This window comes from Pontibacillus sp. HN14 (genome assembly GCF_021129245.1).
Lineage (GTDB): Bacteria > Bacillota > Bacilli > Bacillales > BH030062 > Pontibacillus.
Genome location: NZ_JAJOLR010000001.1, coordinates 228,715 through 254,336 on the forward strand (window position 1 = coordinate 228,715; position 25,622 = coordinate 254,336).

Genomic DNA, 25,622 nt, shown 5'->3' on the forward strand with positions numbered 1-25,622 from the left:
CCGCATTGGTGGAGGCTTTTTCATACAAGGAACAGATGCATCGTGCTAAAATGAAAGTGAAATTATGAATATATGGAGCGTTGTTATGATCACAACTTTATTATGGATAGCCCTCATTGTCAGTATTGTTATTACGATTTTCCGAGCAATTAGACGGAAAAGGAAATATGGAAAAATCGGTGGATTTAAGAGTTATTTGTCTTCGATTAGTTTGTATGCTACCGCGTTAGTCAATTTGGTGGCGGCTCACATGGACAAGCTAGGGATCGTGAGCTGGACGCTTACGCTGATTTTTATTCTATTAGGTGCTTATTTTACCAAATTTATCCCTGCAGAAGAGAAATCTCCATTCGTTAAAGACTCATAATCGAGCGTGAATTGCCTCATACTAGAAGTAGGAGGCGATGTAGATGAGTGAAAAAATCGTAGCAGTCCGAAAGAATAACGAAGGTTCAATCGTAGAGATGAAATTATCATCAGGACAAGTTGTAGGCTATAAAGAAGCGCAACAAATGGCGCGAGATGGTCAAATTGAACATGTGAACCTTATTCGTGGTAAGGACAACGAAGAACATCTGCGAAGCGAACCAGACGGAGACCCAACGAATAACTTAGCCAACTTACCATTATTCTAAAGAACCCAAACCCTCTGGCCTATCAGCCAGAGGGTTTCTTATATTCGCTCACTTTAATGTAGTAAAGTAAGATAGCGTGTCAGACACCCGTCAGTGCTTTAGAGCACGAAAGGGTGTCTGACACCGTGTAGTGCGTTAACGTGATAAAGCCTTTGGGGCCGTAGGGATGGGATTTTTTGCGGGGGGTTGCTTTTTTTGGTAATAGGTTTTATTATCAGTTAAAATAGGGATAATTGTTTGGGTGAATATCCTGTTGGGGTAATGGTTCAAATAGCAAGGACATCGAAAGTGGGTGACATAGATGGAGCGGATTTCTTTTATTCAAATGTTGAGTGCAAGATTTGATGAAGAACTCGTAGATTACGCTGAAAGGCATAATGGGCTGAAAGAGCCTAAAGTAAAGAATTGGGACCCAATGAAGGCAGAGGGGCTTTACGAATTAATGCGCTTTGACTGGAAACAGGATGAGGAAGAAGTGTGGTCATGGATCTTAAAGGAGTGGCAATTCTGGAAGAAGGCAAAAGCCAACTCAAACGTTGTATTAATACGCGGATCGAAATACTTCCAGGCACTCCATCCAGAAAGCAGCGGCATGCATGTTTGGTGGACGTTGTTTGATGAAATTGTACTTGAGGTATTGCGTCAAAAAGTCAAATGGTACAACAATTAAGAAGCTGCTTTCGGGTGGAAGCAGTTTTTTGTGTGCTATTAAGGTGAAAGGCGGTCATGGACTAGGCGCTTAAGGAAGAAAAGGTGGGTAAGATATGCATTTAGAAGCATTTATGAGAGTATTTGAGGATTATACGGATTCGATCCATAACTCCTTACATATTACCTTCTCTTTTAACGGGGATTATCAAATTGCCGTAGGAAAAGGGGAAGACCAAAAAGTGGTGCCTTTAACGCTAGAGCACCTTCAACTTCTTCATCAGTCCATAGGAGATCATTTAGAACGCCACGCATTTCGGAGTCAGCTTATCGAAGACATTGTACAATACGCTCTAAGCGTTCCGACAGTTGATGGCTTGAGAAGTTTCCTCCATGAAGTTCATCAAATCGAAGGAATTGATGTAGTCGATATTGGAGAGCAGATTAAGAGAAATTCTCCTGCTTTTATGACGGACTTTCTGGATTCTCTGATGAATGATATTGTACGAGAACCACAGCAAATGACGGAATCATAACGATAATAAAAAGCTCCCAGTAGGGGAGCTTTTTTTTGTTGGAATTTTTAAGATATGAACAAAAAATATGCCAGTAAAGTGGAGGTTTTGTTAATTTTTAGAGAATGTTTAGATTGATGCTTCCGATTACGGGGTAAAGAGTAAATAGAAAATTTAGAAGAATAGGGACAAGTAAACGAAGGAGGCCAACGATGGGATACAATGTAACCCAAAAATTAATTCAGGACCATCTTGTAAAGGGTGAAATGACACCCGGCGAAGAAATCGGACTTAAGATTGACCAAACTCTTACACAGGATGCAACAGGAACAATGGTTATGCTTGAGTTAGAAGCCATGGGACTTGATTACCGCAAAACGGAAGCTTCTGCTCAATATGTGGATCATAACTTAATTCAAGAAGACAGTAAGAACCCAGATGACCACCTATTTCTAGAAAGCGCTGCACAGCGTTTTGGGCTTCATTTCAGCAGACCCGGAAATGGAGTGAGTCACCCTGTTCATATGCAACGTCTGGCTAAACCAGGGCAAACACTGCTCGGATCAGACAGTCATACGTGTGCGAATGGCTGTATGGGAATGCTTGCGATGGGAGCAGGCGGAATTGATGTAGCTATGGCGATTGCCGGTGAGCCATTTTACGTAAAAATGCCTGAGGTATGGGGTGTTTATGTTAAAGGAGAACTGCCTGATTGGGTCAGTGCCAAAGATGTTATTCTTGAAATGCTGCGCCGTCATGATGTAAAAGGTGGAGTTGGCAAAGTGATTGAATATTATGGACCAGGTTTGAAAGAGTTATCTGCTATGGACCGCCACGTTATCGCAAATATGGGAGCTGAACTCGGAGCAACGGGAACTGTATTCCCATCAGACGAAGTGGTGAAGAATTACTTAAAACGACAAGAACGAGAAGAGGACTGGAAAGAACTTATCGCGGATAACGATGCCGAATATGATCTGCACGAAACCATTAACCTTTCAGAACTTGAACCGTTAATTGCGAAACCGTCTAGTCCAGGAAATGTTGTACCGGTTCGTGAAGTAGCAGGAGAGCCGATTTATCAATCCTATATCGGTTCCTCAGCCAACCCGGGTTATCGTGATTTCGCAATTGCTGCTGAGATCGTGAAGGGGAAATCGATCGCTCAAGGCGTATCATTCGACCTTAACCCCACATCTCGCCAAATGCTTCAAGACCTTGTGAAGGATAATCATATCGCAAGTCTCTTATCAAGTGGCGGTCGCTTGCACCAAGCGGGTTGTAACGGATGTATTGGTATGGGACAAGCACCGGCTACAGGGCGAAACAGTCTTCGTACGACACCGCGTAACTTCCCAGGGCGTTCTGGTACGAAAGAAGACAGCGTATTCTTATGTAGTCCAGAAACAGCTGCGGCTTCAGCGCTTTACGGAAAGATCGTAGACCCTCTCGACCTAGGAGAGTATCCGAAGGTTGAGGAGCCAGCGCAACCAACTGTGGATACAAGTTTACTTGAATATCCATTACCAGAAGACGAGGCAAAATCAGTTGAGCTCGTTAAAGGACCAAACATTGCCTCCATACCAGAAATGGATGAATTGCCAGACCAGCTTGAACTCCCTATTTTGCTTAAGATGGGAGATAACATCTCAACGGATGAAATCTTAGCAGGAGGCGCGCGCGTATTGCCATATCGAAGTAATCTGCCAGAGATCAGTAAGTTTACTTTCGAAATTGTCGATGATACGTATTATGACCGTGCCATGGATACGAAAGAAAAAGGAGGCCACGCCATCGTCGGCGGCTATAACTACGGGCAAGGATCTAGCCGTGAACACGCTGCACTCGCCCCTCGTTACCTTGGTTTAAGAGTAGCAATTGTTCAAGACTTTGCGCGCATTCACTGGCAAAACCTTGTGAACTTTGGCGTACTTCCACTAACCTTCTCAGAAAGCGAAGAGGCTGAGAAATTAGAGCAAGGTGATGTGATTCAATTTAATGGTCTGCGCGACGCCTTGCAAAATGGTCAAGACCTTACAGCTACCATTAAAGGAAAAGATCAAACCGTGAAGCTCCGTCACACTTTATCCTATCGTCAAGTCGATATGATGTTAAAAGGCGGTCTGATTAACTGGACAAAAGAAAAAGCCTAACGATCAAAAGTCAGCTCCATTCAGGAGCTGACTTTTTTATGGTGCTGAACCAGAGTAGAAAGATCAACGGTTCGACTTCATTAGTGAACATACACATTTTCTTGTCGAAAGATTGCCCGGGAAATGGAACCTGGGCTGATTTTTTAGTAAGAAAGAGTCGCTCTCTTACCCTCTTAAATCAATTAAACCATTCCCCTCGGTGCTTTTAGACAGACCAAGATCCCGTGTGTGTTTAACAACTAAAGCGAAGAGTTCCGGCTCAGTAAGGGTCCGTTCGAATTCTTTATTCCCTTTTTCAAGAAGTAGCGCTGCAGCGCCCGCTACGTGAGGCGTTGCCATAGAAGTTCCTGAAAGTCGCGCGTATTGATTTCCAGGGTAAGTGGATAAGATGTCTACACCAGGCGCAACAAGGTCGATTTCATCATTGGTATTGGTGAAATCAGCCATCTGGCCTTCATAATTAACAGCCCCCACCTGGACAACTTCTTTATAAAAACCTGGATACATGCGTTCTGTGGTTCTGGCATTGCCATCCCCCTCATTTCCTGCAGCACACACCACGAGGATGTCTTGTTGAACAGCCCGCTGAATCGATTTGTGTAGCAAGGAATAGTCTCTTTTTCCTCCGAACGACATGGATATAATTCGGACTCGTTCTCCTCGTGGTCCGCGCCACTTGGTCGCATACTGAATGGCTTGAATAATGGTTTGATAAGACGTTTCTCCGTTTTGATCAAATGCTTTTAATATAAGCAGTTTGGATTTAGGAGCAACACCAGCCACCCCGTATTCATTGAGGGAAGCGGCAATGGTACCAGCTACGTGGGTTCCATGACCATTCTCATCTGTCACATCTCTACGACTCCCACTTGTGAAATTGTGCCAGTCGATAATGGAAGCCTCTAAATCAGGGTGGTCGATCTGGCACCCTGAGTCAATCACCGCTATTACAGACCCGTCTCCTTCGTAGCCTTCCTCCCACAGTGTCTGAGCGCCAATCATCTCCACGCCTCGGGGCGCTTCTTCGTTTCTTTGTAATACTTCCTGCATTGTAAACGGTATGAGCCTCATTTTAGACATATTCATTCCCCTTCATGTTGGTTCTACTGTATTACATTCAAAAGGAATGAAGATGTGCCTAATCATTTTCAATGAAAGTGGGAACTGTTCCTATACATAAGAGGGGAAGATAGAGGCATACCAAATGAGAAAGGAGGTTAAAACAATGGCTCGACGAAATAAGTTATTAGTACCAGAAGCAAGACAGGGTCTTGATGCTTTAAAAGCCAAGCTCTCTCATTCCAACAATCCTGAAGAGGCAAAATTCGAAGTAGCAAAAGAACAAGGCGTCCCTCTCAAGAAAGGGTACAATGGGGATTTAACGTCTAAGGAAGCAGGGAAAGTTGGGGGGAACATGGGTGGTAAAATGGTCCGTGAGCTAGTTAAGATGGCTCAACAACAAATCAATGATCAACACAAGAAATAAGCACATACCAAAAAAAGCTCGCAGACGACACTGCGAGCTAATCTTTTGAAGCGGCTATTTCCCTTATAGATACAGAAGAATTCATTTCTTCTAAGAAAAGAGAAGCAAAATAGGGGTCCCACTGGGTTCCGCTACCTTCTTCGATAATGGTCAGTGCTTTCTCTTCAGGCATTCCTTTACGATAAGGGCGGTCGGAAGTCATCGCGTCATACGCATCAGCGACAGCCATTAACCGTCCGAATACAGGAATGTTCTCACCGGAGAGTTGGTCCGGATAGCCTTTTCCATCAAATCGTTCATGGTGGGACCGCACGCCCGGCAAGACAGGGAGAAGGTCTTTAGGCAAGCCGACTTGCTGTAATATGTTATACCCAATGACAGGATGTTCTTGGATTTTAGAAAATTCCTCCTCCGTTAGTTTTCCTTCCTTCAGAAGAACGTGGTCTCGGACACCAATTTTTCCGATGTCATGCAATAGAGCAGATTTACGTAACATTTCTATTTGGTCAGAGGAAAAACCAGCCCGTTTCGCTATACGAACTGAATAATCAGCAACCCGTTCAGAATGTCCAGCTGTATAAGGGTCGCGGGCATCTAGTGTTGCAGCAAAAACAGTAAAGAAACTTTCAATTAATTTGTCATTTTTTTCATCTCGTTCTTTAATGCCAGCTACCATATGATTAAATCCGTTTACAAGGTGCGAGAACTCATCATCGTATAAGTTTTCCATGGATTCAAAGTGTCCTTGATAAACGTTGTCAAAGCGTTCTTGCAACTCCTCTATAGGATGTTGGATGTTTTTAAATAATAAGATCGCGCCAGCTAATGAAACAATCAAGACTACACTCACAATTAGAGAAGCCCAACTCCAATAGTTTGAAAGCATTTGATTCCCATTTTCTGCGAAACGAATTTGAGAGGCTAATACAAACAAGAGTACAGGGAACAAAGCCGTGAAAACGGCACTACCTAGAAGTTTGGCGCGCATGCTGAGTTGATTTCTTTGATCAATGCTTAGAGTGATCCCGTAGTTTCTCTGACTTTCTGTTGTTAAGTATTGAAGGATCGGACGAATCGAACGATAGGTTAAGAAAAATTCAATCATGGCGTGCATTAAAGCAATCAAAACGGCACCGCACCAGGCTAATCCAATGTAATAAAGAGGCAGGTTCACAACACCTAAAATAATGAGCACGATTGCCAGGAGAGAGGCAGGTACTGAAAACCCTAACAAATGCGGGCCTAGAATCCGTTGGACAGTCAGAACAGGAAAACGGTGAGCTGTCCTGTAAGCAAGTTGTAACTCGGCTTCTGTAGCTCTTTGTTGTTTAAAAAACACCTTCCTAATTGGTGTAGCATGTTTGTGGTAGAGTAAGAATTCACTGTAAAGCATGATGGTTACAGACACCGTCATGATGATTAACAAGTATCCCATTTCTACAGAGGATAAATGTAATGTATGAAAAATAAACATACTTCCGACGCCAAATACGGCGATGAAAGAACCGATTATATAGTTAATAAGCATTTTACGTTGAAACGTTTGAAACAACGGCAAGAAGCCTCCTCAGAATACAGGGTAGATAGTCCTATTATACCAAATGATTCCTCTTTAGAAAGGAAGAAATATGATAACGCCTTATTTTTAATTCGAGACACTCAAGATGTTTTAAAAATATTGATAAAAGGTATAGGTGAATAGAATTCATACAGGAGGTTTTTTGAGTGACTCGATTACAAGATAAGATTGCGATTATTACAGGAGCAGCAACAGGAATTGGTCAAGCCACTGCTAAACGATTCTCAGAAGAAGGCGCTACAGTCATTTGTGCTGATGTGGATCAGGAAGGAATCGAAAACACCGTGGCTGAAATTGAGGATAATGGAGGCAAAGCAGAAGCATATTACTTAGATGTATCAAGTGTCGATAGTGTTCAATCATTTGCCGATCAAATGAAAGAGAAATACAAAAAAATTGATATCCTCTTCAATAACGCTGGCGTAGACCAAGAAGGGGGTAAAGTCCATGAATACCCAATTGAATTATTTGATAAGATCATCAACGTTGATTTACGTGGCACGTTCTTAGCAAGTAAATTCCTCATTCCATTAATGCTTGAAGATGGAGGATCTATTATTAATACTTCCTCAATGTCAGGCCAGGCAGCAGATTTAGACCGTTCGGGTTATAATGCAGCTAAAGGTGGAATTACAAACTTCACTAGAGCAATGGCGATTGACTATGCTCGTGAAGGGATTCGCGTCAATTCCATTTCACCAGGCACAATTGAAACACCTTTAATTGATAAATTAGCAGGTTCAAAAGAGCAGGAAGAAGGGCAGGAATTCCGTGAAGCGCAAAAGTGGGTGACCCCTATGGGCCGCTTAGGTGATCCAAGTGAGATGGCATCTGTCGCCCTTTTCCTCGCGTCAGATGATGCATCTTACGTAACAGGAGAAGACATCACAGCTGACGGTGGTATCTTAGCCTACACATGGCCAGGCAAAATGCTCATAGATGAAAGCTGGAAAAAAGGAACAAAATAATATTCACCACCAAAAGGCAGCTCACAACCCGAGCTGCCTTTTTTCTATTCAACCACTCATTAACACACTACTGCATGAAAGCGTGCCAGACACGCGGTGTTTCACTACTGTACTAAAGCGTGTCAGACACCAACTGTTCCACTAACGCGCTAAAGGGTGTCTGACACGCGTTTGTTCTTTATAGAGGTAAAGGGAGGGGCCAAGGGTCGTCTGATGTTTTGGGTTGTGGTAGACTACTAGAAAAGAGTTGGGGGGAGAGGGATGAATAAGCAGGAGCTACAACGTCATTTGCCTACGCTTGAAACAGAAAGGCTAATACTGCGGCCTTTAACACATGGGGACAAGGAGGATCTCTTCGAATACGCCTCACGTGATGAGGTGTCTCGTTTTGTTCCATGGTCCACACATGAGTCTATTGAAGATACCGATGAATTTTTGCATTTTATTCTTAGTTCAGAAAGAGGAGAACGACTATCACCCTGGGCTATGATTGAGAAAGATTCAGGGAAAATGATCGGAACAATTGATTATGTCTCCTGGCGTGAATCTCACAGGAATGGAGAGATTGGGTATGCCTTATCGAGTGATTACTGGGGGAAAGGTTATACCACAGAAGCGGCAAAAAGAGTCGTACAATTTGGGTTTGAAGAAATGAACTTACATAAGGTTACAGCACAAGTTCTTGTGGAAAATCTTCAGTCCCAACGCGTCCTCCAAAAGATTGGCATGAAGCTTGAAGGAGTACTGCAGGAGCATATGTACATGAAAGGTGCTTTCCGGGATATGGCCCTCTATGGCATAGTAAAAAAATAAAAACAAAGCTTAAAAAGCCCAATTTTCTAGTCATCTAGAAAATTGGGTTTATTTTATTTCCTAAATTTTCTTGACGGGAAGGTCGTTTAGTTATATGGTTAGTTACATAAGTAATGAACCAACAAAGAAGGTGAATACATGGATCGTGAATTAGCCGTCGATAAACCGATCTTTCAACAGATTGCTGAGAAGATTGAATCGAGCATCCTTGAAGAATCGCTACCTGAAGGAGATCGGGTGCCGTCGACAAATGAAATTGCTAAATTCTATCAAATTAATCCAGCCACAGCAGCAAAAGGCATAAACTTATTAGTAGATGAAGGTGTGATCTATAAGAAGAGAGGGATTGGCATGTTCGTAACAGAAGGGGCCAGAAAGATTGTCTTACAAAAACGGAAAAGAGATTTCTTCCACGATTACATCGTTCCGTTACGTAATGAAGCCATGAAGATCGGCATAACCGTTGAAGAGCTTCAAGAGCTTTTACAAGAGGAGGAATCGTAATGAACGTAGACTTTCAAAATGTAACAAAAAAATTTGGGTCAACAACAGCATTGGATGGAGTTACTGTTCAGTTTGAAGAAAATAAGATTTATGGATTGCTAGGCAAGAATGGGGCGGGGAAGACGACCCTCATGCAGCTTCTGGCGGGGCACATTCTTCCGACAAGTGGTGATGTAAGAATAGGAGGGGATTCCCCTTTTAATAATCGAGACGTCCTGCGTAATCTGTGTCTGATCAATGAAAGCAGTAATTTTAAAAGACGGTTAAAAGTAAAAGACGTTTTGAAGGTTGCGGCAATGTTTTATCCTAGTTGGAGTCATGAAACAGCCGATCGTTTATTACAAACCTTCTCTTTACGAACTAATCAAAGTACTAAAGGACTCTCAAAAGGGATGGAATCAGCACTTGGTATTATTATTGGTTTAGCGAGTAGAGCTAAAGTTACGATTTTTGATGAACCTTACATCGGTCTTGATGCATCAGCTCGGTATATGTTTTATGACGTCTTGTTAGAAGAGTATGAGGAGTATCCTCGGACGATCATACTGTCCACTCACCTAATAGATGAAGTAAGTCAGTTATTCGAAGAAGTTATTGTTCTAAAAGATGGCAGAGTGCTTCTTCAGCAACCAGCAGAAAACATGGTCCAAAAAAGCATCAAAGTAAGTGGAAAGTCTTCCGTGGTAGATGAATTTGCTAAAGGGAAACAGGTCATTGAAGAAAAGAGCATGATGGGAATGAAAACCGCGATTCTTTACGGAGAATATATCTCATTAGATGAAGCGAAGTCGCTCGGATTAGAAGCTGAACGAAGCACCATTCAGGATGTCATGGTTCACCTGACGAACATGGAAGGGGGAAAAGCGTATGCTTAAAGATTTGAGAGCTGTTCTTTATTATCTGATTGTGGATTACCGCTTTTCGTTTATGGTGTTTTTCTCTATTATGTCGGCGAGCCTGATCGTACTTGCTGGGATCTCCCTAGTGGCCGAAGGAACGACCATTTATGTATTCCTTAGTGTCATTACGCTTTGGTTCTCGTTTATTTGTGGATTTAATATGACGCGTGAGACGTTCCCGTTCCTTATTAAAATGGGGATAACAAGAAATCAGTATATACTCGGCGGAGCTTTATTTACAGGTGTGTTTTCTTTAGCTATTTCGATCATGGTTTTCATCATTCAGCATATCATGAATGCGTTCATAGATGTCGCAAACCTAACAAACATTGCCAATTATACAGCATTTGATTATCTTCCTATTCAAGAAACTATCCTGAATGAATTGTGGCTTGTTGCTCTGGTCAATTTCCTCGTGATTTCACTTGGTTTCGTCTTAGGCTCTGTCTTTTATCGGTTTGGAATGATCGGAGGAGTGTCCACCATCATTGGTGTTTTCTTTTTGTTTATGCTGCCTGAATCGCGAAGCATCATCGTTGATTTTCTCTCATCCATGAAAGGTCAGGACTTCGAGATCCGATATACTTCGATCCTGATCCTAAGTTTAGTGTTATTCTTGCCAAACTGGACCCTGTTACGGAGGGCATCTACTATTTCAGCCAGACTTCGATAGAAAGAGGTGATCATTCGTGCAACCATTTACAGAATCAGTATTGAAAGTTTTGAAACAAATTCCAGAGGGGCGCGTTATGACCTATGGACAGGTAGCAGAAGAAGCGGGAAATAAACGGGCAGCCAGGCAAGTTGCCCGTATTCTTCACTCCATGAGTCAAAAGGAAGACTTGCCTTGGCACCGTGTCGTGAATGCGAAAGGAGAAATAGTAGTGAGCGGAGAAGAGTCCTCTTTTACCCAGAAAGATTCTCTCGAACAAGAAGGCGTTTGTGTGCAAAATAATCGCGTGTCTCTTGCTCATTACCGCTATCATCCATAGGAATAAAGGATAGGAGAGAGTTTAATTAGGACTACACTAGGGGATTACCTTTATACGTACTCATTTAAGTCGTATACAAGAGAAAGGTCGATCTTATGCATCCCAAAGTAAAAAGTGTAGTCATCCAAATAGGTATCGTACTCGTAGCAGCTGGAATCATTGTTGCGCTTAATCACTATGTGTTTCACATAAAGCCTAAACAAATAGAAGAGTGGGTGAGTCAATTCGGATTTTGGGCTCCCTTTATCTTCCTACTGATCTTTGCTGTTCGCCCATTTACCCTTGTCCCTTTATCCATTATCGCGATCTCATGTGGAATCATGTTTGGTCATATCAATGGTACGATTTATATTATTATAGGGACGACACTAGGAGCTCTCACGTCTTTCATTGCTATGAAGTATTTCTTTAAAGAACTTCACTTAAAAGAGGAAGGGCAAGAGAACTTAAAAGCACTGAAGAACGATTTAGAGGAACATGGATTTAAATCTGTCTTATTTATTCGTTTGATTCCTGGTTTAAATTTTGATTTTATTACGTACATTTGCGCCAAAACTAAAGTGAACTTATTAAAGTTCTTACTAGCAACGTTTGTTGGTACGATTCCAGGATCATTAATGTTTGGTTTTTTTGGTTCAAGTCTATTATCTCTGAAGCTTGAAAACCTTATAACATTAGGGATTATCCTTCTTGTTATGGTATCTCTTGGACTCCTAATTAAGAAATCTGTTGGCAAGAAATATGATGTCGATCAGCTTAAAGAAGAAATTAAGGACTTGAAAAAATCCTCATAATAAAAACGACACTCTCCATTGAGAGTGTCGTTTTTATTTAGGCTTTCTTTTGTCTTCTCCTTTGACGCCAAAGGGTTAATTCTAAAGCATAAATACATACAAACAACCAGGAAACTCCGAAAGCAAAGCCTGCTAGAATGTCCGTTGGAAAGTGAACTCCAAGGTAAACTCGGCTAAATCCGATTAAGAAGATGAGGGCTCCTAACAAGATATTTATAATGTAGCGAATGGACTTTTTCCACCCAGTAGTTGAAACCATATAAATCATAAATCCGTAGAAGACGATAGACCCTGTGGAGTGCCCACTTGGGAAGCTGAATCCTGTGCCATCATACTGAGCAAGAACCTCAGGCCGCTGTCTTTCGAAAATAAGTTTTAAAACCTTAGTGAGTAAACTGATACCGAGCATGTTAATAGCAAAATAAACGATGACCCAGCGACTTTTCTTTGTGAAAAAGAAAATAAACAAAGCAAATAATACAGAAGCTATGGATAAAAACATAACGGACCCGAGCTCTGTCACCCATCCAAAGAAGGTCCCAAGCCATGGAGCTTGTATGCCTTGTACCCAGTCTGTTACAAGTTGGTCAAAAGCGAACTTTTCCTCCTCGATTACGTCTTCTGCGAGTTGAGCGAATAAGTAAACAGCTAGCCCAATAATGACGAACCCAATTAAAATAATAATGATCGATCGTTTAGAGAAATCTGATGGTTTAGTTCCTTGAAAGATCAAAGAGGTTACCTCCTATATAAACTTTATAAATAGTTGTTTTTCTTTTGGTTTACCCTTTTGCTGTTCTTGTAAACAGAGCAGTATTCTAAAGAATAGTGAGCTGTATTCCAATAAACTAAAGTTCTCACCGTGTTTCCTTGATCTTCCGGCGGTTCAGTCCAGTCTATACGTTGCTAAACGGGCACTTCCGCTTTTGTTTTCATCCAGCTCCAGTGCCCAGCAACTAGTAGACTTCCCGCACCTCTGGTCGATCAGTCAACATCGGATCGCCTAAGGGCTCCCCGTGTTTCCTTGATCTTCCGATGGTTCAGTCCAGTCTATACGTTGCTAAACGGGCACTTCCGCTTTTGTTTTAGCATGAATTGTGAGAAAATAATGGATATTTATAATGGAGGAGTATGATGCATGTGAGTGAACAAGGGATTATCTCGCAAACGATAGAACCCCGTACGAGGGAAACGTTAACGAACGATTTACGAGATATGGGAGTTTGTGAGGGAATGACGGTACTCGTGCATTCTTCTTTATCGGAAATAGGTTGGACAAGTGGAGGGGCTGTTGCGGTTGTTCAAGCGCTTATGGATGTGGTCACATCTAAGGGGACGATCGTAATGCCTGCTCAGTCGGGTGTGTTATCAGATCCTGCAGAATGGGAGAATCCTCCTGTACCAGAAGATTGGTGGGAAACGATTCGAAACACGATGCCTCCTTTTGATCCTGACACAACCCCCACATCAGGTATGGGGCAGATTGTTGAGGTATTTCGTTCCTTTAAAGGCGTGAAGCGGAGTAATCATCCAGCTGTTTCGTTTGTAGCTTGGGGTCGTGAGGCCGATTTTTTGATGGCGAATCATTCTTTACATAACGGATTAGGTGAATCTTCTCCCCTTAGGAAGTTGTATGACCAAGAAGCTCACCTTCTCTTTATCGGAACAGGGTACGATACTGCGACAGCTTTTCATCTCGCAGAATATCGCATCCCTTATCAGAAAAAAGTTCAAAAAGGAGCACCTATACTTGTTCAAGATGAACGCGTTTTTGCACTCTATGAAGATATCGTCTATCGTGAAGAGTTGTTTGAAGGAATTGGGCAAAACCTAGAGAAGCAGATTGCCATTACGAAAGGAAAAATTGGGTCTGCTGATTCGAAATTATTTCATATGAAGCCGAGCGTAGATTTTGCTGTGGAGTGGCTTCGTTCTTATGATCAAAAGTGAAAGTGGGAATGAGAGATGTTGAAGCAATTTGAACATGTAAGAGGGTGTAATATTTATACGAAGCGTTTTGGTTCTGGTGAGCCGATCGTTTTTTTACATGGTGGTCCCGGTGCAAGTCACCGCGTTTTTTTACCGCACATCGAACCCTTGTCAGAAGATTACGAGCTTTATTTATATGATCAAAGAGGATGTGGTCGGTCCGATGATACCGATTCTTCCTATACCATGGAAGAAGAGGTGGAAACCCTCGAAGCATTACGTAAAGTGTGGGGACTTGAACGCCTCACCCTTGTAGGGGAGTCATGGGGATCTGTCCTCGCCTTGCAATATGCCAGCACCTATCCAGCCCGTGTAAAGAAACTATTTCTAACAGCAGCGATAGGTGTTGATGCAAGAGGCTACAAAGAATTTCCTAAACAATTACTTAAGCGTATGAATCTTCAAGATCGGTTGAAGTTTTTATACCATGACCGTAAAGGACACTCCGATGAAGTAATAAAGTTAATTGAACCCTATTATGTGTATGATGAGTCTTCTTTAATCCGTAAAAAACCTTTTGGGATTCATAAGAAGGTAAACGAACAAATCGGACAAGACCTTGTAAAGCACTATAATCTTCGCCCGTTTCGTGATGAACTTCAGTCTATCCCAATACGGATCGTTCAAGGGAGTCATGACCTCTTGTCGCCCGAGAAGACCCAAAAAACAATGAAGCATGTGTTACCTCACGCTCAGTACATTCGCCTGGATGAGTGTGGACACTGGAGCTTCATTGAAAAACCCGAGATGATGAACCATTTATTACGAGAATTTGTAGAAGTAACGTAATTGGGAGGAATATAGAAATGAAAAAAGTATGGATTGGACTCATGTCACTCTTGTTCATAACCCTTGTGGCGTGCTCAGATGAAGAAGGGACGAAAGAAGAACCCCCTGAACAAGAGCCTGAAAAGACTTATGAAAAGGAGGACTTGGTTGGCACATGGAACGGAGCGATCGAGGTGCCAGATCAACCTCTGCAAATCATTGTTGAGTTTGATAAGGAGGAAGAGTTAACGGGGAATATAGATATTCCAAGACAACAGATTGAAGATTTCCCTTTAACCAATATCTCCCTAAATGAAAACGAGGTTACGTTTGAAATGGCTTTATCTGGCACCCCTATGCCCTTTAAGGGTTCAATAGAAGAAGGAAAGATTACGGGTACTTTTACGCAGTCAGGTCAAAGCTTCCCTTTTACACTTGAAAAGGGTGAAAAAACAGCTAAGCAAGAAACCCCATCAAAGGATACGTTTTTATCAATTGATACCGAAGAGGGGAAATTACAAGGTGCGCTTATGACCCCTGATGAACAATCGGAATACCCTGTTGTACTCATTATTCCAGGGTCTGGCCCAACTACACGAGACGGGAACTCTGCCATGATCCCTGGAAAGAATGATAGTCTTTTAAAAATCGCTGAAGCGCTTAAGGAAGAGGGAATCGCGAGCCTACGGTACGATAAAAGAGGGGCTGGGAAAAATGCGAGCCTCGTCAATGAATCGGATCTCCGATTTGAGCGTTTTGTTAAAGATGCAGGTATGTGGATCGAACTTCTGAAGAAAGATGAGCAGTTTACTAATATCGCAGTTCTTGGTCATAGTCAAGGTTCGCTTGTTGGAATGATGGCGGCTGAAGACTCTGATATAGATGCCTACATATCTGTGGCAGGGCCAGGAAGACCGTTTGATCATGTGCTGCTCGATCAGCTAGAGCGGGCATTGCCTGACAATCTTTATCAGAAGAGCCAGGGCATCGTTCAATCGATCCAAAACGGAGAGGTGGTTGAAGATATAGAAGAACCCTTGACCTCAACATTCAAGCCCTCTACTCAACCATTCTTAAAGTCCTGGATGAAGTATGACCCAGCTGAACAAATACGTGAACTCACAATGCCCACACTAATTGTCAACGGGACTCATGACCTTCAAGTACCGCCAGAAGAAGCGGAATTGTTGTCTGCTGCACAACCTGATGCTGAGCTCCTTTTAATAGATGGAATGAATCATGTATTAAAGAAAGCACCGAAAGAGGAATCAGAAAACTTGAAAACATATGAAGATCCTAAACTCCCATTAGCAGATGGATTTATGGACGGAATCGTATCCTTTTTAGAGGAAAGTTTTGGACAAGATTAAGAGTTTTCTTTGATGTAGAGAAAAATAAATAAGGAGGGAAGACGATGAAATTGTTGATTGCAGATCGGGATGAGAATGAAAGACTAGGAATAAGATGGCTCGTAACGTCGTCTTCTCTGCCATTTTCGACGGTACTCCTCGCTAGTACTGTGGAAGAAACAATTGCCATGTTGGAATCCGAACGACCGGACGTCGTCATACTCGAGCTTGATATGGTCCCGCGAAACACGTTTGAAGATCTCAAATGGCGTCTTGGTGACTATGTTCAAAAGGTCATTGTTACAACAACAGAAGCAACATTTGCTCGTGCAATGGAAGGGATTCAGCTCCATGTTGAACAACTGCTGGTGAAACCTCTTTCCCCAGCTCAGCTCCAAGGTCTATTAAAGAAAAGTCTGATAAAGCTTGAGCCAGAGCGTTCTATTAAGGATCCAGTACAGGAGAAAGATGATTATTTCTTTTATCATGAGCTCTTTGTGGAAGAGGCATCTATTCATAAAGAAACCTATACACTATTTTTAGTGCAACCAGATCAAACTAACTCTCTTAGATCACTTCACCATTCTTTGCAGGCCTATCCCTTTCAACAACCTGTGACGATTTTGCCGTTAAGCCAGCGAATGGCATGTCTTTACCCTTCTTTGGACCGGTCTCAAGTTGTAAACGAAGCTCGGCGTTTCTTGAGAGATTGGCACGAAACCTCTCAAGCTTCTATAGGTATAGCTTTTCCTGCAGCGGATCTTCAAGATCGAGGTATTTATCACCAGTATCAGGATGTGAAAAAAGGGATCGAGCTTTTCTTTTATACAGGATTCCAGCACGTATCAGAACCCAGAGAACAAGTTAGTTGGCGCTCCATTGACCCTTTTCTGAGCCCCGAAGAACAAGCTGAGTGGGAAGATATGCTAATGCTTGGAGATCAACAACGAATGAGAGACTGGATGTATCAATCCTTCCTTAACATGACTGCTCCATACCCGGATCCAGGTTTATTGAAAACGCGTTTAACGAGTATATTAGCTCACGTCAGACGTTATATGAAAACGCACCATCTTCACTTGGACCCTTCTATAGAGGAACAGTATCAGGGGGTCTTTCAATCGATTTTACATGACAGACTGTTGTATAAGATTGTTCAGGACATGTTATTGTTTATAAGCTATGTTGTAGAAGAGGTAGACGGGGAACGTCTCGATTACTATGACGTCGTGGAGAGTTGTTTAACCTACATAAAGTCAAACTTCGGAAACCCTGATTTATCCCTTGAGGAAGTGGCAGCATCGGTGAATCGAAATCCTTCTTATATCAGTTCTCTTATAAAAGACCGTAAGAAGCAGTCTTATCGAAAACTGCTTTTGGACATTCGGATTAATGAGGCTAAGCGTTTATTAGGCGCTTCAAGAGAACCTATTCAACAAATCGCAGAACAGGTAGGGTTCTCACAGTCCAATCATTTTAGCCGAAAGTTTAAAGAGGCAACTGGGGTGAGCCCCAAAGTCTTTCGTAATCAAAAGTTTAGATCATAACCTAATGAATCGATCATTCATGCGATAAATATGGGAGAAGGAGATACACATACACCTAATGTATGTGTATTTTTTTGTGTTGTTTCGTCATTCTAACTGCTTTTTCCATTCGGTATAGTGTAAGTAGACAGAAAATTAAGTGAAAAAGGGTGATCGATATGGAACTACTAAAAGGAAATCAGCCACTTAAAAGTCCAAAAGGTACAACACTTCATACAAAAGGATGGATCCAGGAAGCAGCTTTACGCATGCTTTTGAACAATTTGGATCCAGAAGTGGCAGAACGGCCTGAGGATCTTGTCGTATATGGAGGGATCGGCAAAGCGGCCAGGAATCAGGAATCTTTTCAAGCCATTATCAAAACACTCCAACAATTAGAGAACGATGAAACGATGCTTATCCAGTCAGGTAAGCCTGTCGCTGTATTTAAATCCCATCAAGATGCACCACGCGTGTTGCTAGCAAATTCAAACCTAGTACCAGCTTGGGCAAATTGGGAACACTTCCATGAGCTTGATCAAAAGGGGCTTATGATGTATGGACAAATGACAGCAGGTAGCTGGATTTATATTGGTAGTCAGGGAATCGTGCAGGGAACCTATGAAACGTTCGCAGAAGCTGCTAAGCAACATTTCGGTGGCTCTTTACAAGGGACCATTACGGTTACTGCAGGACTTGGGGGCATGGGAGGAGCTCAGCCTCTAGCTGTAACATTAAATGGCGGCGTCTGTATTGCGATTGAAGTGGATCGTTCAAGGATTCAAAAACGTCTGGATACAGGCTATGTCGATACGATGGTTGAAACATTGGATGAAGCAGTCCAGAAGGCTGAAGAAGCGAAGAAGAAAGGAGAGGCCCTTTCGATAGGTCTTCTTGGTAATGCTTGTGAACTTCTTCCGATTATGCTTGAACGTTCCTTCATACCAGACGTCTTAACTGACCAGACATCAGCCCATGACCCGTTAAATGGTTATGTGCCAGAAGGAACCTCGCTTGAAGAAGCTAATTCGTGGAGAGCATCTGACCCTAAGACATACGTTACTGCCTCTAAAAAGGCAATGGCCAAACATGTGGAAGCTATGCTTCGTATGCAGCAAAAGGGTGCTGTAACGTTTGATTACGGGAATAACATCAGGCAAGTAGCAAAAGAAGAAGGCATTGAGAACGCATTTGATTTTCCTGGATTTGTTCCGGCTTATATTCGTCCACAATTCTGTGAAGGGAAAGGCCCTTTCAGATGGGTGGCACTATCAGGCGATCCTGAAGACATTTATAAGACAGATGAAGTCATACTACGAGAGTTCAGTGACAATAAGCACTTGTGTAACTGGATTAAAATGGCTCAGGAAAAGATTCAGTTTCAAGGCCTCCCTTCAAGGATTTGCTGGCTAGGGTACGGTGAACGGGCTAAGTTTGGCAAGATCATCAACGATATGGTCAGAAGGGGAGAATTAAAAGCCCCAATCGTCATTGGACGGGATCACCTTGACTCAGGTTCTGTTGCCTCTCCTAACCGGGAAACTGAAGGGATGAAGGATGGGAGCGATGCAGTAGCAGACTGGCCAATTTTGAATGCGATGATTAATAGTGTTGGAGGAGCGAGCTGGGTATCTGTCCATCACGGTGGAGGAGTTGGAATGGGGTACTCCATTCATGCAGGTATGGTGATTGTCGCGGATGGAACGAAAGAGGCCGAAGCGAGATTAGAACGTGTCCTAACAACAGACCCTGGAATGGGTATAGCGCGCCATGCAGATGCAGGGTATGATCTCGCTATTCAAACAGCTAAAGAAAAAGGCGTACACATTCCAATGCTAGATCAGTAGAAGGAGGAGCAGACATGAAACCAATTTATATCCGACGTGCTAGTCAGGTGGTTGGTGCTCCGAAAGATACAGGAGCCCCTTTGACTAAGTCAGCAATGAATGAACTAAACGTAATCGAAAATGGGAGCGTGTGGATTGAGGACGGCAAGATCAAACGAGTCGCACACGATGACCAATTAATGAAGGAGTTTGGAAGCCGTGTAGATGAGGCGGAGGTCATTGACGCGAGAGGAAAGCTTGTGACGCCAGGTCTTGTGGACCCTCATACGCACCTTGTTCACGCAGGTACAAGGGAAAATGAATTTGATATGCGGTTAAACGGAAAGACATATATGGACATTATGAATGCAGGCGGTGGGATCCATGCGACGACAAAAGCCACCCGGGGAGCGAGTGAAGAGGAATTATATGAGGCAAGTTTTGAAAGACTGAATCAGTTTCTTCTACACGGAGTTACGACAGTAGAAGCGAAGAGTGGCTATGGGATGAATTTAGAAGTGGAGATGAGGCAACTTCAAGTGGCCCGTCAGTTAAACGAACATCACCCGGTCGACCTTGTCAGTACGTTTATGGGAGCCCACGTGGTTCCTCCTGAGTATAAAGAAGATAAGGATGCATTTGTTGATCTCGTTATCAATGAGATGCTTCCTGAAGTAGCTCAATCCGGACTAGCGGAATTTAACGATGTCTTCTGTGAACGCGGAGTTTTTACCCCTGAGCAGACTAAGCGGATTTTAGAAGCTGGAAAAGAATATGGGCTTTATCCTAAGATTCATGCTGATGAAATTGAACCCTACAAAGGAGCAGAACTTGCCGCTGAAGTCGGGGCTGTTTCGGCTGATCATTTGCTACGTGCTTCTGATGAAGGGGTCCGGCAAATGGCAGACCGCGGCGTAATAGGTGTACTGTTACCTGGAACAGCCTTTTTCTTAATGGCTGATAGCGCAAATGGACGCGGTATGATTGATGCTGGTGTGCCGGTAGCGTTGTCGACGGATTGCAATCCAGGTTCTTCTCCAACCGTTTCTCTTCCTCTAATTATGAATCTTGGCTGCTTAAAGATGGGCATGACGCCTGCTGAAGTGTTAAACGCAGCTACTGTAAATGCAGCTCATGCGATTCGACGTGGTAATGTAGCGGGTTGTTTACAAGAGGGGAGACAAGCGGATGTTGTGATCCATAATACCCCGAACTTTATGCAGCTACAGTATCGCTACGGGGTCAACCATACAGATACGGTTATTAAATCTGGAAAGGTGGTTGTAAAGGAGGGTGCTCTTCTATGAGAGACTACCCGTATCCACAGCTCGAGCGGCCTTCTTTTAAATGGAACAGGGCAACAGCTGAGGATCCAAAAGTTCATGAGTGGATTAAAACGATACCAGAAGACGGGGAAGTGGACTGGAGCTCGGTGGATGTGACCTTGCTCGGAGTGCCGCTCAGCCGGTCCTCAATCAGTGCCTCCGCTGCAAGTGAGAATCCAGATGCGATGCGGAGAGCCTGGAAGTCGTTTTCGACCTATAACATTGATTATGATAGAGATCTTTCCACCTTAACCGTGATGGACCTTGGTGATACAAGGCAGCACGTAACGGATATAGAAACTTGCCACAAGCACATTACAGAAGCAATGGAAGCAGGGCGTAAGGTGCACCCGCATACGCTTCCATTGACGCTTGGAGGAGATCATTCCATTACAGCGATGCTCATTAAAGGAATGAAACGAGCCGAGCCTGAAGAGCGGATAGGACTCCTGCAATTTGATACGCACTTTGACTTGAGGGACTTAGAAACATTTGGACCCGCGAATGGAACGCCTGTAAGGAATTTGATTGAGAGCGGGACCATAAAAGGGGAAGATGTGTACAATATTGGTCTGCATGGCTTCTTTAATGGAAAATCACTTAAAACTTATGCCGATCAGGTAGGCTTGAATTATGTAACGATGAGAGAAGCAAGGACAAAAGGAATCGAGTCGGTAGTGACAGAAGCGATAACAGAACTCTCGCAAAAAGTCGATCGCATCTATATGACCGTCGACATGGATGTACTCGATATAACCCAAGGTCCTGCAGCTCCAGCCGCAACACCAGGGGGAATGCGAACCGATGAGCTATTTGAAGCTGTCACACTAGCCGGGAAATCCCCGCACATCAAAGCAATGGACATCGTCTGCCTAGACCCGACAAAAGACGTGGCAGACTTCACCGTAAAAGCCGCCGTCCACACCATGCTCTCCTTCCTAACAGGCATGACAATGAGAAACACATGAATGCTTTAGTGAACAAAAGCGTGCCAGACACCCGTCAGTGCTTCACAGCACGAAAGGGTGTCTGACACGCTTAAAGAGTAGTCTCACAGAGGATAATCTATATGGAATATTTTCTGAATATTCAATTTAATATAAGGGGGAAAGAGAAATTGGGGAATACGAATCTTCAAACTTCCAATAAAAATACGGAGTTAGTAGTAAACTCAAAAGGTAATGTATTTAGGTTTTTTGTATATAGTTTAATAGGCATTTTCATGTTTTTTGTTCCCGTTACGATTAATAACAATAGCACCATTCCTTTGGACCATTTAGTTGGATGGATCCAGCAAGCCTTTTCTGCAATTGTCCCTTATTATGCGTTACTAGTTATTTTATTGGGAGCATTCTATCCATTTTTAAAGAATACTTGGAACAAGAATAATGTTGAAATAGGTTTGTCTGTATTCAAGGTAGGAGGATTGATCGTAGCAGGTTTCATTGTATTTGATGCAGGGCCGAGTTGGCTTATGGCACCAAATATGGGGCCGTTTCTGTTTAATAAACTAGTTATACCCGTTAGCCTTCTAGTACCAATAGGAGCTGTATTCCTAGCTTTAATTGTAGGATTTGGATTATTGGAATTCATAGGAGTGCTATTGCAGCCAGTTATGCGGCCTCTGTGGAAAACGCCAGGTCGTTCTGCAATAGATGCAGTAGCTTCATTTGTAGGCAGTTATTCTATCGGGTTATTAATTACAAATCGAGTATATAAGGAAGGCAAATATACGAAAAAAGAAGCGGCTATAATAGCCACAGGGTTTTCTACTGTATCTGCAACATTTATGATTGTCGTAGCAAGGACTCTAGGTTTAATGGAGATTTGGAACACTTATTTTTGGGTTACGCTTTTTGTTACTTTTCTTGTAACCGCTATTACCGTGAGGATATGGCCTATAAGTAGAATCAGTGAAGAATATGCGATCCCTGAAGGTAAGCCTGAGCAAAGAGTCAAAGGGAATTATTTTGTTGCCGCTTGGAAAGAAGCTATGAGTGCAGCTAATCAATCCAAATCTCTATCGAAGAACATTAGCGAGAACTTTAGAGATGGATTTGTAATGACAATGAGTATCTTGCCTTCAATCATGTCAGTAGGCTTATTAGGACTAGTTTTAGCTGAATTTACGCTTGTATTTGATTGGATCGGTATGATTTTCTATCCAATCACATCCTTGCTTCAAATTCCTGATGCAATGCTGGTAGCTAAAGCATCGGCTGTAGAAATTGCAGAGATGTTCTTACCTGCCTTAATGATGGGGGAAGCAGTACTAGTATCTAAATTTATTGTAGGAGTCGTTTCGATTTCATCCATTATATTTTTCTCAGCATTAATTCCTTGTATTCTTTCAACTGAAATACCATTATCCATTCCTAAAATGATTATAATATGGTTTGAACGAACCATACTCACTCTTATTATTGTAACCCCTATAGCTTATCTCTTGCTATAGCGTGATAAAGGAATAAAGCGTGCCAGACACCAGTCAGTGCTTCACAGCGATAAAGGGTGTCTGACACGCTTCTTTGCGTTAAAGGTCTAAAGCGTTTTCCGTTCTTATAAGAAAATAAAAAAAGAACCTTCTCCAGGTTCTTTATATTCCATTAAATTTCCCTCATCCCATAAATAAGGGAATAGCTGCTGTTCAACTTGGGCTTCTGCTTCATGAAAAACGAAACTTTGAAAGATGTGGTTTCCAAGGAGAGATACATAGATCAGAAACAGAAGGACTGGTATGACAGGGACCCTCACATAACCCCCTCCTACGCTCATGGTGTTACTGTACAATATGTAACAAGGGCTTACATTATGCTAGCGTGATTTCCACCAGGTGCTAGTCCATAGACTCTAGAATATTTGTTATACTAGGGAAATAGAAAGTGATGAAAAAGGAGTACGGATAAATGGAAAAAAATAAAGTATTGCTTGTAGACGGAATGGCTCTTTTATTCCGCGCCTTTTACGCAACAGCAATGAGTGGATATTATATGGTGAACAGCAAGGGAGTGCCGACAAATGCAGTCTATGGATTTGTAAAACATTTGTTTGCCGCTATGAATGAATATAAACCTAGTCATGTAATTTGCTGTTGGGATATGGGGAGCCATACGTTTCGAAATGACCTCTACCCAGAATACAAAGCAAATCGCGGGGAAGCACCGGTAGAACTAATTCCGCAATTTGAGCTTGTTAAAGAGGTAACAGCCGCTATGGATATTCCGAATGTAGGGATTACAGGGTATGAAGCAGATGATCTGATGGGCACGCTTGCTCACGTCTATAGCGAGGATCATGAAGTGTTAATTCTTACGGGAGATCAGGATACGTTACAACTTCTTAAAGACAACGTAAAAGTCGTTCTCATGAAGAAAGGGTATGGGAACTTTGCAGAGTATGAGCATGGAACCTTCTTCGAAGAGAAAGGCATCTCACCCCAGCAAATGATTGACCTAAAAGCCTTAATGGGAGATAGCAGCGACAATTACCCTGGCGTGAAGGGAATTGGCGAGAAAACAGCTTTAAAACTATTGCAAAAGCACGAAACCATCGAAGAGCTGCTTGAGAATATGGAAACCTTGACAAAAGGGCAGCGCACAAAGATCGAACAAGACTTGGATATGCTCCATTTATCCAGGAAATTAGCTCGAATTCATTGCGAAGTCGATGTCACATGCTCCCTTGAAGATGCCGTACTTTCGATTAATGAAGGACGTATGCAGGATAAATTCAATGAGCTTGAGTTTAAAAATATTAATCGTTTAGTAAATCCATAACGGCTTTTCGACCTATTAGAAACAAAAAACGAGCAGGAAATCAGCGTGATTTCCTACTCGTTTTTTTATTGTTCTCTTTGATTCATTCGATTAGAAATGAGCGACATGATTATAACGATGATGACGACTCCGACGAAGTTGACCCACATAGGAGCCTCTAATGCGGATGTAAATATTCCTAATACGAATGCAAGAGCAAGTGTCCAGAAAAAGCGTGTTGTAGATTTCATGCACCAATCGACCTTTCTCGAAGTTGTATAGGTCCAGTGTAATAGATTTCTTTTCTAAAGGAAAGCACACTCTCTATATAGGGGTAGGTGTATAGGTATAAATGTTTATATTTGGAGATCTAGGTTTAAGTAGATGTTCATGAGGAATGAGTAAAGTGGTTGTAATCATATTCAAGGAGGTTTTACATTATGGAACAAGAAAATCAAGAACAAACGTACACAATGCCTAGAATTGGCGATGATGCACCCTCTTTCCAGGCAGCTACAAGTCAGGGGAACTTGAGTCTTGAAGATTATAAAGGAAAATGGCTTGTGCTATTTTCGCACCCATCTGATTTTACCCCAGTATGTACAACAGAATTTGTCGCTTTTCAGGAGATCTATCCTGAACTTAAAGACCGAAACACTGAGCTGCTTGGTTTAAGTGTAGATAGTGTTCCATCTCATATTGCATGGATTAGAAGCATTGAAGAAAACTTTAACACGACAATCGAATTCCCTGTCATCGCAGATTTGGACAAGCAAGTAGCTATGAAGTACGGTATGATTATGCCTGGTGAAAGCCAAGTCGAAACGAGTCGCGCTGTGTTTGTCATTGATGACAAACAGAAGATTCGTTCGATTATCTATTATCCTTTAACGACAGGGCGTAATATGCAAGAGATTCTTCGCCTTGTTAAAGCTCTTCAAACAACAGATGAGCACGGCGTTTCCACACCGGCTAACTGGACAGAAGGAGACAAAGCAGTCGTATCTCCTCCAAAAACACAAGAAGATGCAGCCAAGCGAGCACAAGAAGAAGGCATCGAATACATTGACTGGTATATTTCTAAAAAAGATATTTAAA

The 25,622-nt window shown here is 42.4% G+C and carries 28 protein-coding genes; 23 read left to right on the forward strand and 5 right to left on the reverse strand.

Annotation, left to right across the window (positions count from 1 at the left end; translation table 11 throughout):
* Nucleotides 1-85 precede the first annotated feature (85 nt).
* From LQ226_RS01160 to LQ226_RS01180, 5 genes are all read left to right on the forward strand, one after another.
* The gene (locus LQ226_RS01160; protein WP_231415942.1) at nt 86-367 is read left to right on the forward strand and encodes a hypothetical protein; all 282 of its coding nucleotides are present in this window, start codon (nt 86-88) and stop codon (nt 365-367) included.
* Between the two features lie 43 nt (nt 368-410).
* Nucleotides 411-635: a DUF3892 domain-containing protein gene (locus LQ226_RS01165; protein ID WP_231415944.1), complete on the forward strand. Its 225-nt coding sequence runs from the start codon at nt 411-413 to the stop codon at nt 633-635.
* A gap of 301 nt (nt 636-936) precedes the next feature.
* Entirely contained in the window at nt 937-1,305 is a 369-nt protein-coding gene (locus LQ226_RS01170) for a hypothetical protein (RefSeq protein WP_231415945.1), read from the forward strand.
* Nucleotides 1,306-1,399: 94 nt separating this feature from the next.
* Nucleotides 1,400-1,819 (forward strand): hypothetical protein, encoded by a 420-nt coding sequence (locus LQ226_RS01175; RefSeq protein WP_231415947.1) that lies wholly within the window; start codon nt 1,400-1,402, stop codon nt 1,817-1,819.
* 191 nt (nt 1,820-2,010) lie between these two features.
* Nucleotides 2,011-3,951: an aconitate hydratase gene (locus tag LQ226_RS01180; protein ID WP_231415948.1), complete on the forward strand. Its 1,941-nt coding sequence runs from the start codon at nt 2,011-2,013 to the stop codon at nt 3,949-3,951.
* Between the two features lie 165 nt (nt 3,952-4,116).
* On the opposite strand, the gene LQ226_RS01185 is transcribed toward LQ226_RS01180, so the two are convergent.
* Nucleotides 4,117-5,031 carry a S8 family peptidase gene (locus LQ226_RS01185; protein WP_231415949.1) on the reverse strand — a complete coding sequence of 305 codons (915 nt, stop codon included), beginning with the start codon at nt 5,029-5,031 and terminating at the stop codon, nt 4,117-4,119.
* A 145-nt stretch (nt 5,032-5,176) separates the two neighbouring features.
* Here LQ226_RS01185 and LQ226_RS01190 point away from each other — a divergent pair, with 145 nt between their 5' ends.
* Nucleotides 5,177-5,437, forward strand: coding sequence for an alpha/beta-type small acid-soluble spore protein (locus LQ226_RS01190; protein WP_231415951.1), 261 nt, complete (start codon nt 5,177-5,179; stop codon nt 5,435-5,437).
* Nucleotides 5,438-5,474: 37 nt separating this feature from the next.
* Here the strand turns inward: LQ226_RS01190 and LQ226_RS01195 are convergent, their stop codons facing one another.
* A complete protein-coding gene (locus LQ226_RS01195) occupies nt 5,475-6,989 on the reverse strand; it encodes an HD domain-containing phosphohydrolase (RefSeq protein WP_354665931.1) in 1,515 nt (504 codons plus the stop codon).
* Between the two features lie 173 nt (nt 6,990-7,162).
* Between LQ226_RS01195 and LQ226_RS01200 the strand changes: the two genes are divergently transcribed.
* The 7 genes from LQ226_RS01200 (at nt 7,163) to LQ226_RS01230 (ending at nt 11,986) form a co-directional block, all read left to right on the forward strand.
* Nucleotides 7,163-7,984, forward strand: coding sequence for an SDR family oxidoreductase (locus LQ226_RS01200; RefSeq protein ID WP_231415954.1), 822 nt, complete (start codon nt 7,163-7,165; stop codon nt 7,982-7,984).
* 261 nt (nt 7,985-8,245) lie between these two features.
* The gene (locus tag LQ226_RS01205; protein WP_231415955.1) at nt 8,246-8,797 is read left to right on the forward strand and encodes a GNAT family N-acetyltransferase; all 552 of its coding nucleotides are present in this window, start codon (nt 8,246-8,248) and stop codon (nt 8,795-8,797) included.
* 138 nt (nt 8,798-8,935) lie between these two features.
* On the forward strand, nt 8,936-9,301 hold the full coding sequence (locus LQ226_RS01210) for a GntR family transcriptional regulator (protein ID WP_231415957.1): 366 nt from the start codon (nt 8,936-8,938) through the stop codon (nt 9,299-9,301).
* Entirely contained in the window at nt 9,301-10,176 is an 876-nt protein-coding gene (locus LQ226_RS01215) for an ABC transporter ATP-binding protein (RefSeq protein ID WP_231415958.1), read from the forward strand. Before LQ226_RS01210 ends, LQ226_RS01215 begins: the two co-directional genes overlap by 1 nt.
* Nucleotides 10,169-10,873: a hypothetical protein gene (locus LQ226_RS01220; protein ID WP_231415960.1), complete on the forward strand. Its 705-nt coding sequence runs from the start codon at nt 10,169-10,171 to the stop codon at nt 10,871-10,873. Before LQ226_RS01215 ends, LQ226_RS01220 begins: the two co-directional genes overlap by 8 nt.
* A 16-nt stretch (nt 10,874-10,889) precedes the next feature.
* Entirely contained in the window at nt 10,890-11,192 is a 303-nt protein-coding gene (locus LQ226_RS01225; protein ID WP_231415961.1) for an MGMT family protein, read from the forward strand.
* 95 nt (nt 11,193-11,287) lie between these two features.
* Entirely contained in the window at nt 11,288-11,986 is a 699-nt protein-coding gene (locus LQ226_RS01230; RefSeq protein WP_231415962.1) for a TVP38/TMEM64 family protein, read from the forward strand.
* 37 nt (nt 11,987-12,023) lie between these two features.
* Here the strand turns inward: LQ226_RS01230 and LQ226_RS01235 are convergent, their stop codons facing one another.
* Nucleotides 12,024-12,719: a phosphatase PAP2 family protein gene (locus tag LQ226_RS01235; protein ID WP_231415963.1), complete on the reverse strand. Its 696-nt coding sequence runs from the start codon at nt 12,717-12,719 to the stop codon at nt 12,024-12,026.
* Nucleotides 12,720-13,126: 407 nt separating this feature from the next.
* On the opposite strand from LQ226_RS01235, the gene LQ226_RS01240 reads away from it, so the two are divergent.
* The 8 genes from LQ226_RS01240 (at nt 13,127) to LQ226_RS01275 (ending at nt 23,224) form a co-directional block, all read left to right on the forward strand.
* Nucleotides 13,127-13,936: an AAC(3) family N-acetyltransferase gene (locus LQ226_RS01240; RefSeq protein ID WP_370635413.1), complete on the forward strand. Its 810-nt coding sequence runs from the start codon at nt 13,127-13,129 to the stop codon at nt 13,934-13,936.
* A 15-nt stretch (nt 13,937-13,951) separates the two neighbouring features.
* Nucleotides 13,952-14,764 (forward strand): alpha/beta fold hydrolase, encoded by an 813-nt coding sequence (locus LQ226_RS01245; protein WP_231415965.1) that lies wholly within the window; start codon nt 13,952-13,954, stop codon nt 14,762-14,764.
* Nucleotides 14,765-14,781: 17 nt separating this feature from the next.
* Complete coding sequence (locus LQ226_RS01250; protein ID WP_231415966.1) at nt 14,782-16,113, forward strand: alpha/beta hydrolase family protein; 1,332 nt, start codon at nt 14,782-14,784, stop codon at nt 16,111-16,113.
* Between the two features lie 44 nt (nt 16,114-16,157).
* On the forward strand, nt 16,158-17,639 hold the full coding sequence (locus LQ226_RS01255; protein WP_231415967.1) for a helix-turn-helix domain-containing protein: 1,482 nt from the start codon (nt 16,158-16,160) through the stop codon (nt 17,637-17,639).
* Between the two features lie 158 nt (nt 17,640-17,797).
* Nucleotides 17,798-19,465, forward strand: a complete 1,668-nt coding sequence (gene hutU, locus LQ226_RS01260; RefSeq protein WP_231415969.1) for a urocanate hydratase — start codon at nt 17,798-17,800, stop codon at nt 19,463-19,465.
* 14 nt (nt 19,466-19,479) lie between these two features.
* The gene (gene hutI / locus LQ226_RS01265; RefSeq protein ID WP_231415971.1) at nt 19,480-20,751 is read left to right on the forward strand and encodes an imidazolonepropionase; all 1,272 of its coding nucleotides are present in this window, start codon (nt 19,480-19,482) and stop codon (nt 20,749-20,751) included.
* Nucleotides 20,748-21,737: an agmatinase family protein gene (locus LQ226_RS01270; protein WP_231415972.1), complete on the forward strand. Its 990-nt coding sequence runs from the start codon at nt 20,748-20,750 to the stop codon at nt 21,735-21,737. Before hutI ends, LQ226_RS01270 begins: the two co-directional genes overlap by 4 nt.
* 101 nt (nt 21,738-21,838) lie before the next feature.
* Nucleotides 21,839-23,224: a YjiH family protein gene (locus LQ226_RS01275; RefSeq protein ID WP_284526950.1), complete on the forward strand. Its 1,386-nt coding sequence runs from the start codon at nt 21,839-21,841 to the stop codon at nt 23,222-23,224.
* Nucleotides 23,225-23,328: 104 nt separating this feature from the next.
* On the opposite strand, the gene LQ226_RS01280 is transcribed toward LQ226_RS01275, so the two are convergent.
* Nucleotides 23,329-23,523 carry a hypothetical protein gene (locus LQ226_RS01280; protein ID WP_231415975.1) on the reverse strand — a complete coding sequence of 65 codons (195 nt, stop codon included), beginning with the start codon at nt 23,521-23,523 and terminating at the stop codon, nt 23,329-23,331.
* Nucleotides 23,524-23,675: 152 nt separating this feature from the next.
* Between LQ226_RS01280 and LQ226_RS01285 the strand changes: the two genes are divergently transcribed.
* Nucleotides 23,676-24,545 carry a 5'-3' exonuclease gene (locus LQ226_RS01285; RefSeq protein ID WP_231415977.1) on the forward strand — a complete coding sequence of 290 codons (870 nt, stop codon included), beginning with the start codon at nt 23,676-23,678 and terminating at the stop codon, nt 24,543-24,545.
* A 65-nt stretch (nt 24,546-24,610) separates the two neighbouring features.
* Here LQ226_RS01285 and LQ226_RS01290 read toward each other — a convergent pair whose 3' ends face one another.
* Nucleotides 24,611-24,775, reverse strand: coding sequence for a hypothetical protein (locus tag LQ226_RS01290; protein ID WP_231415979.1), 165 nt, complete (start codon nt 24,773-24,775; stop codon nt 24,611-24,613).
* Between the two features lie 189 nt (nt 24,776-24,964).
* Here LQ226_RS01290 and LQ226_RS01295 point away from each other — a divergent pair, with 189 nt between their 5' ends.
* Nucleotides 24,965-25,621 (forward strand): peroxiredoxin, encoded by a 657-nt coding sequence (locus LQ226_RS01295; RefSeq protein ID WP_231415980.1) that lies wholly within the window; start codon nt 24,965-24,967, stop codon nt 25,619-25,621.
* The last annotated feature ends 1 nt before the right edge of the window (nt 25,622 follow it).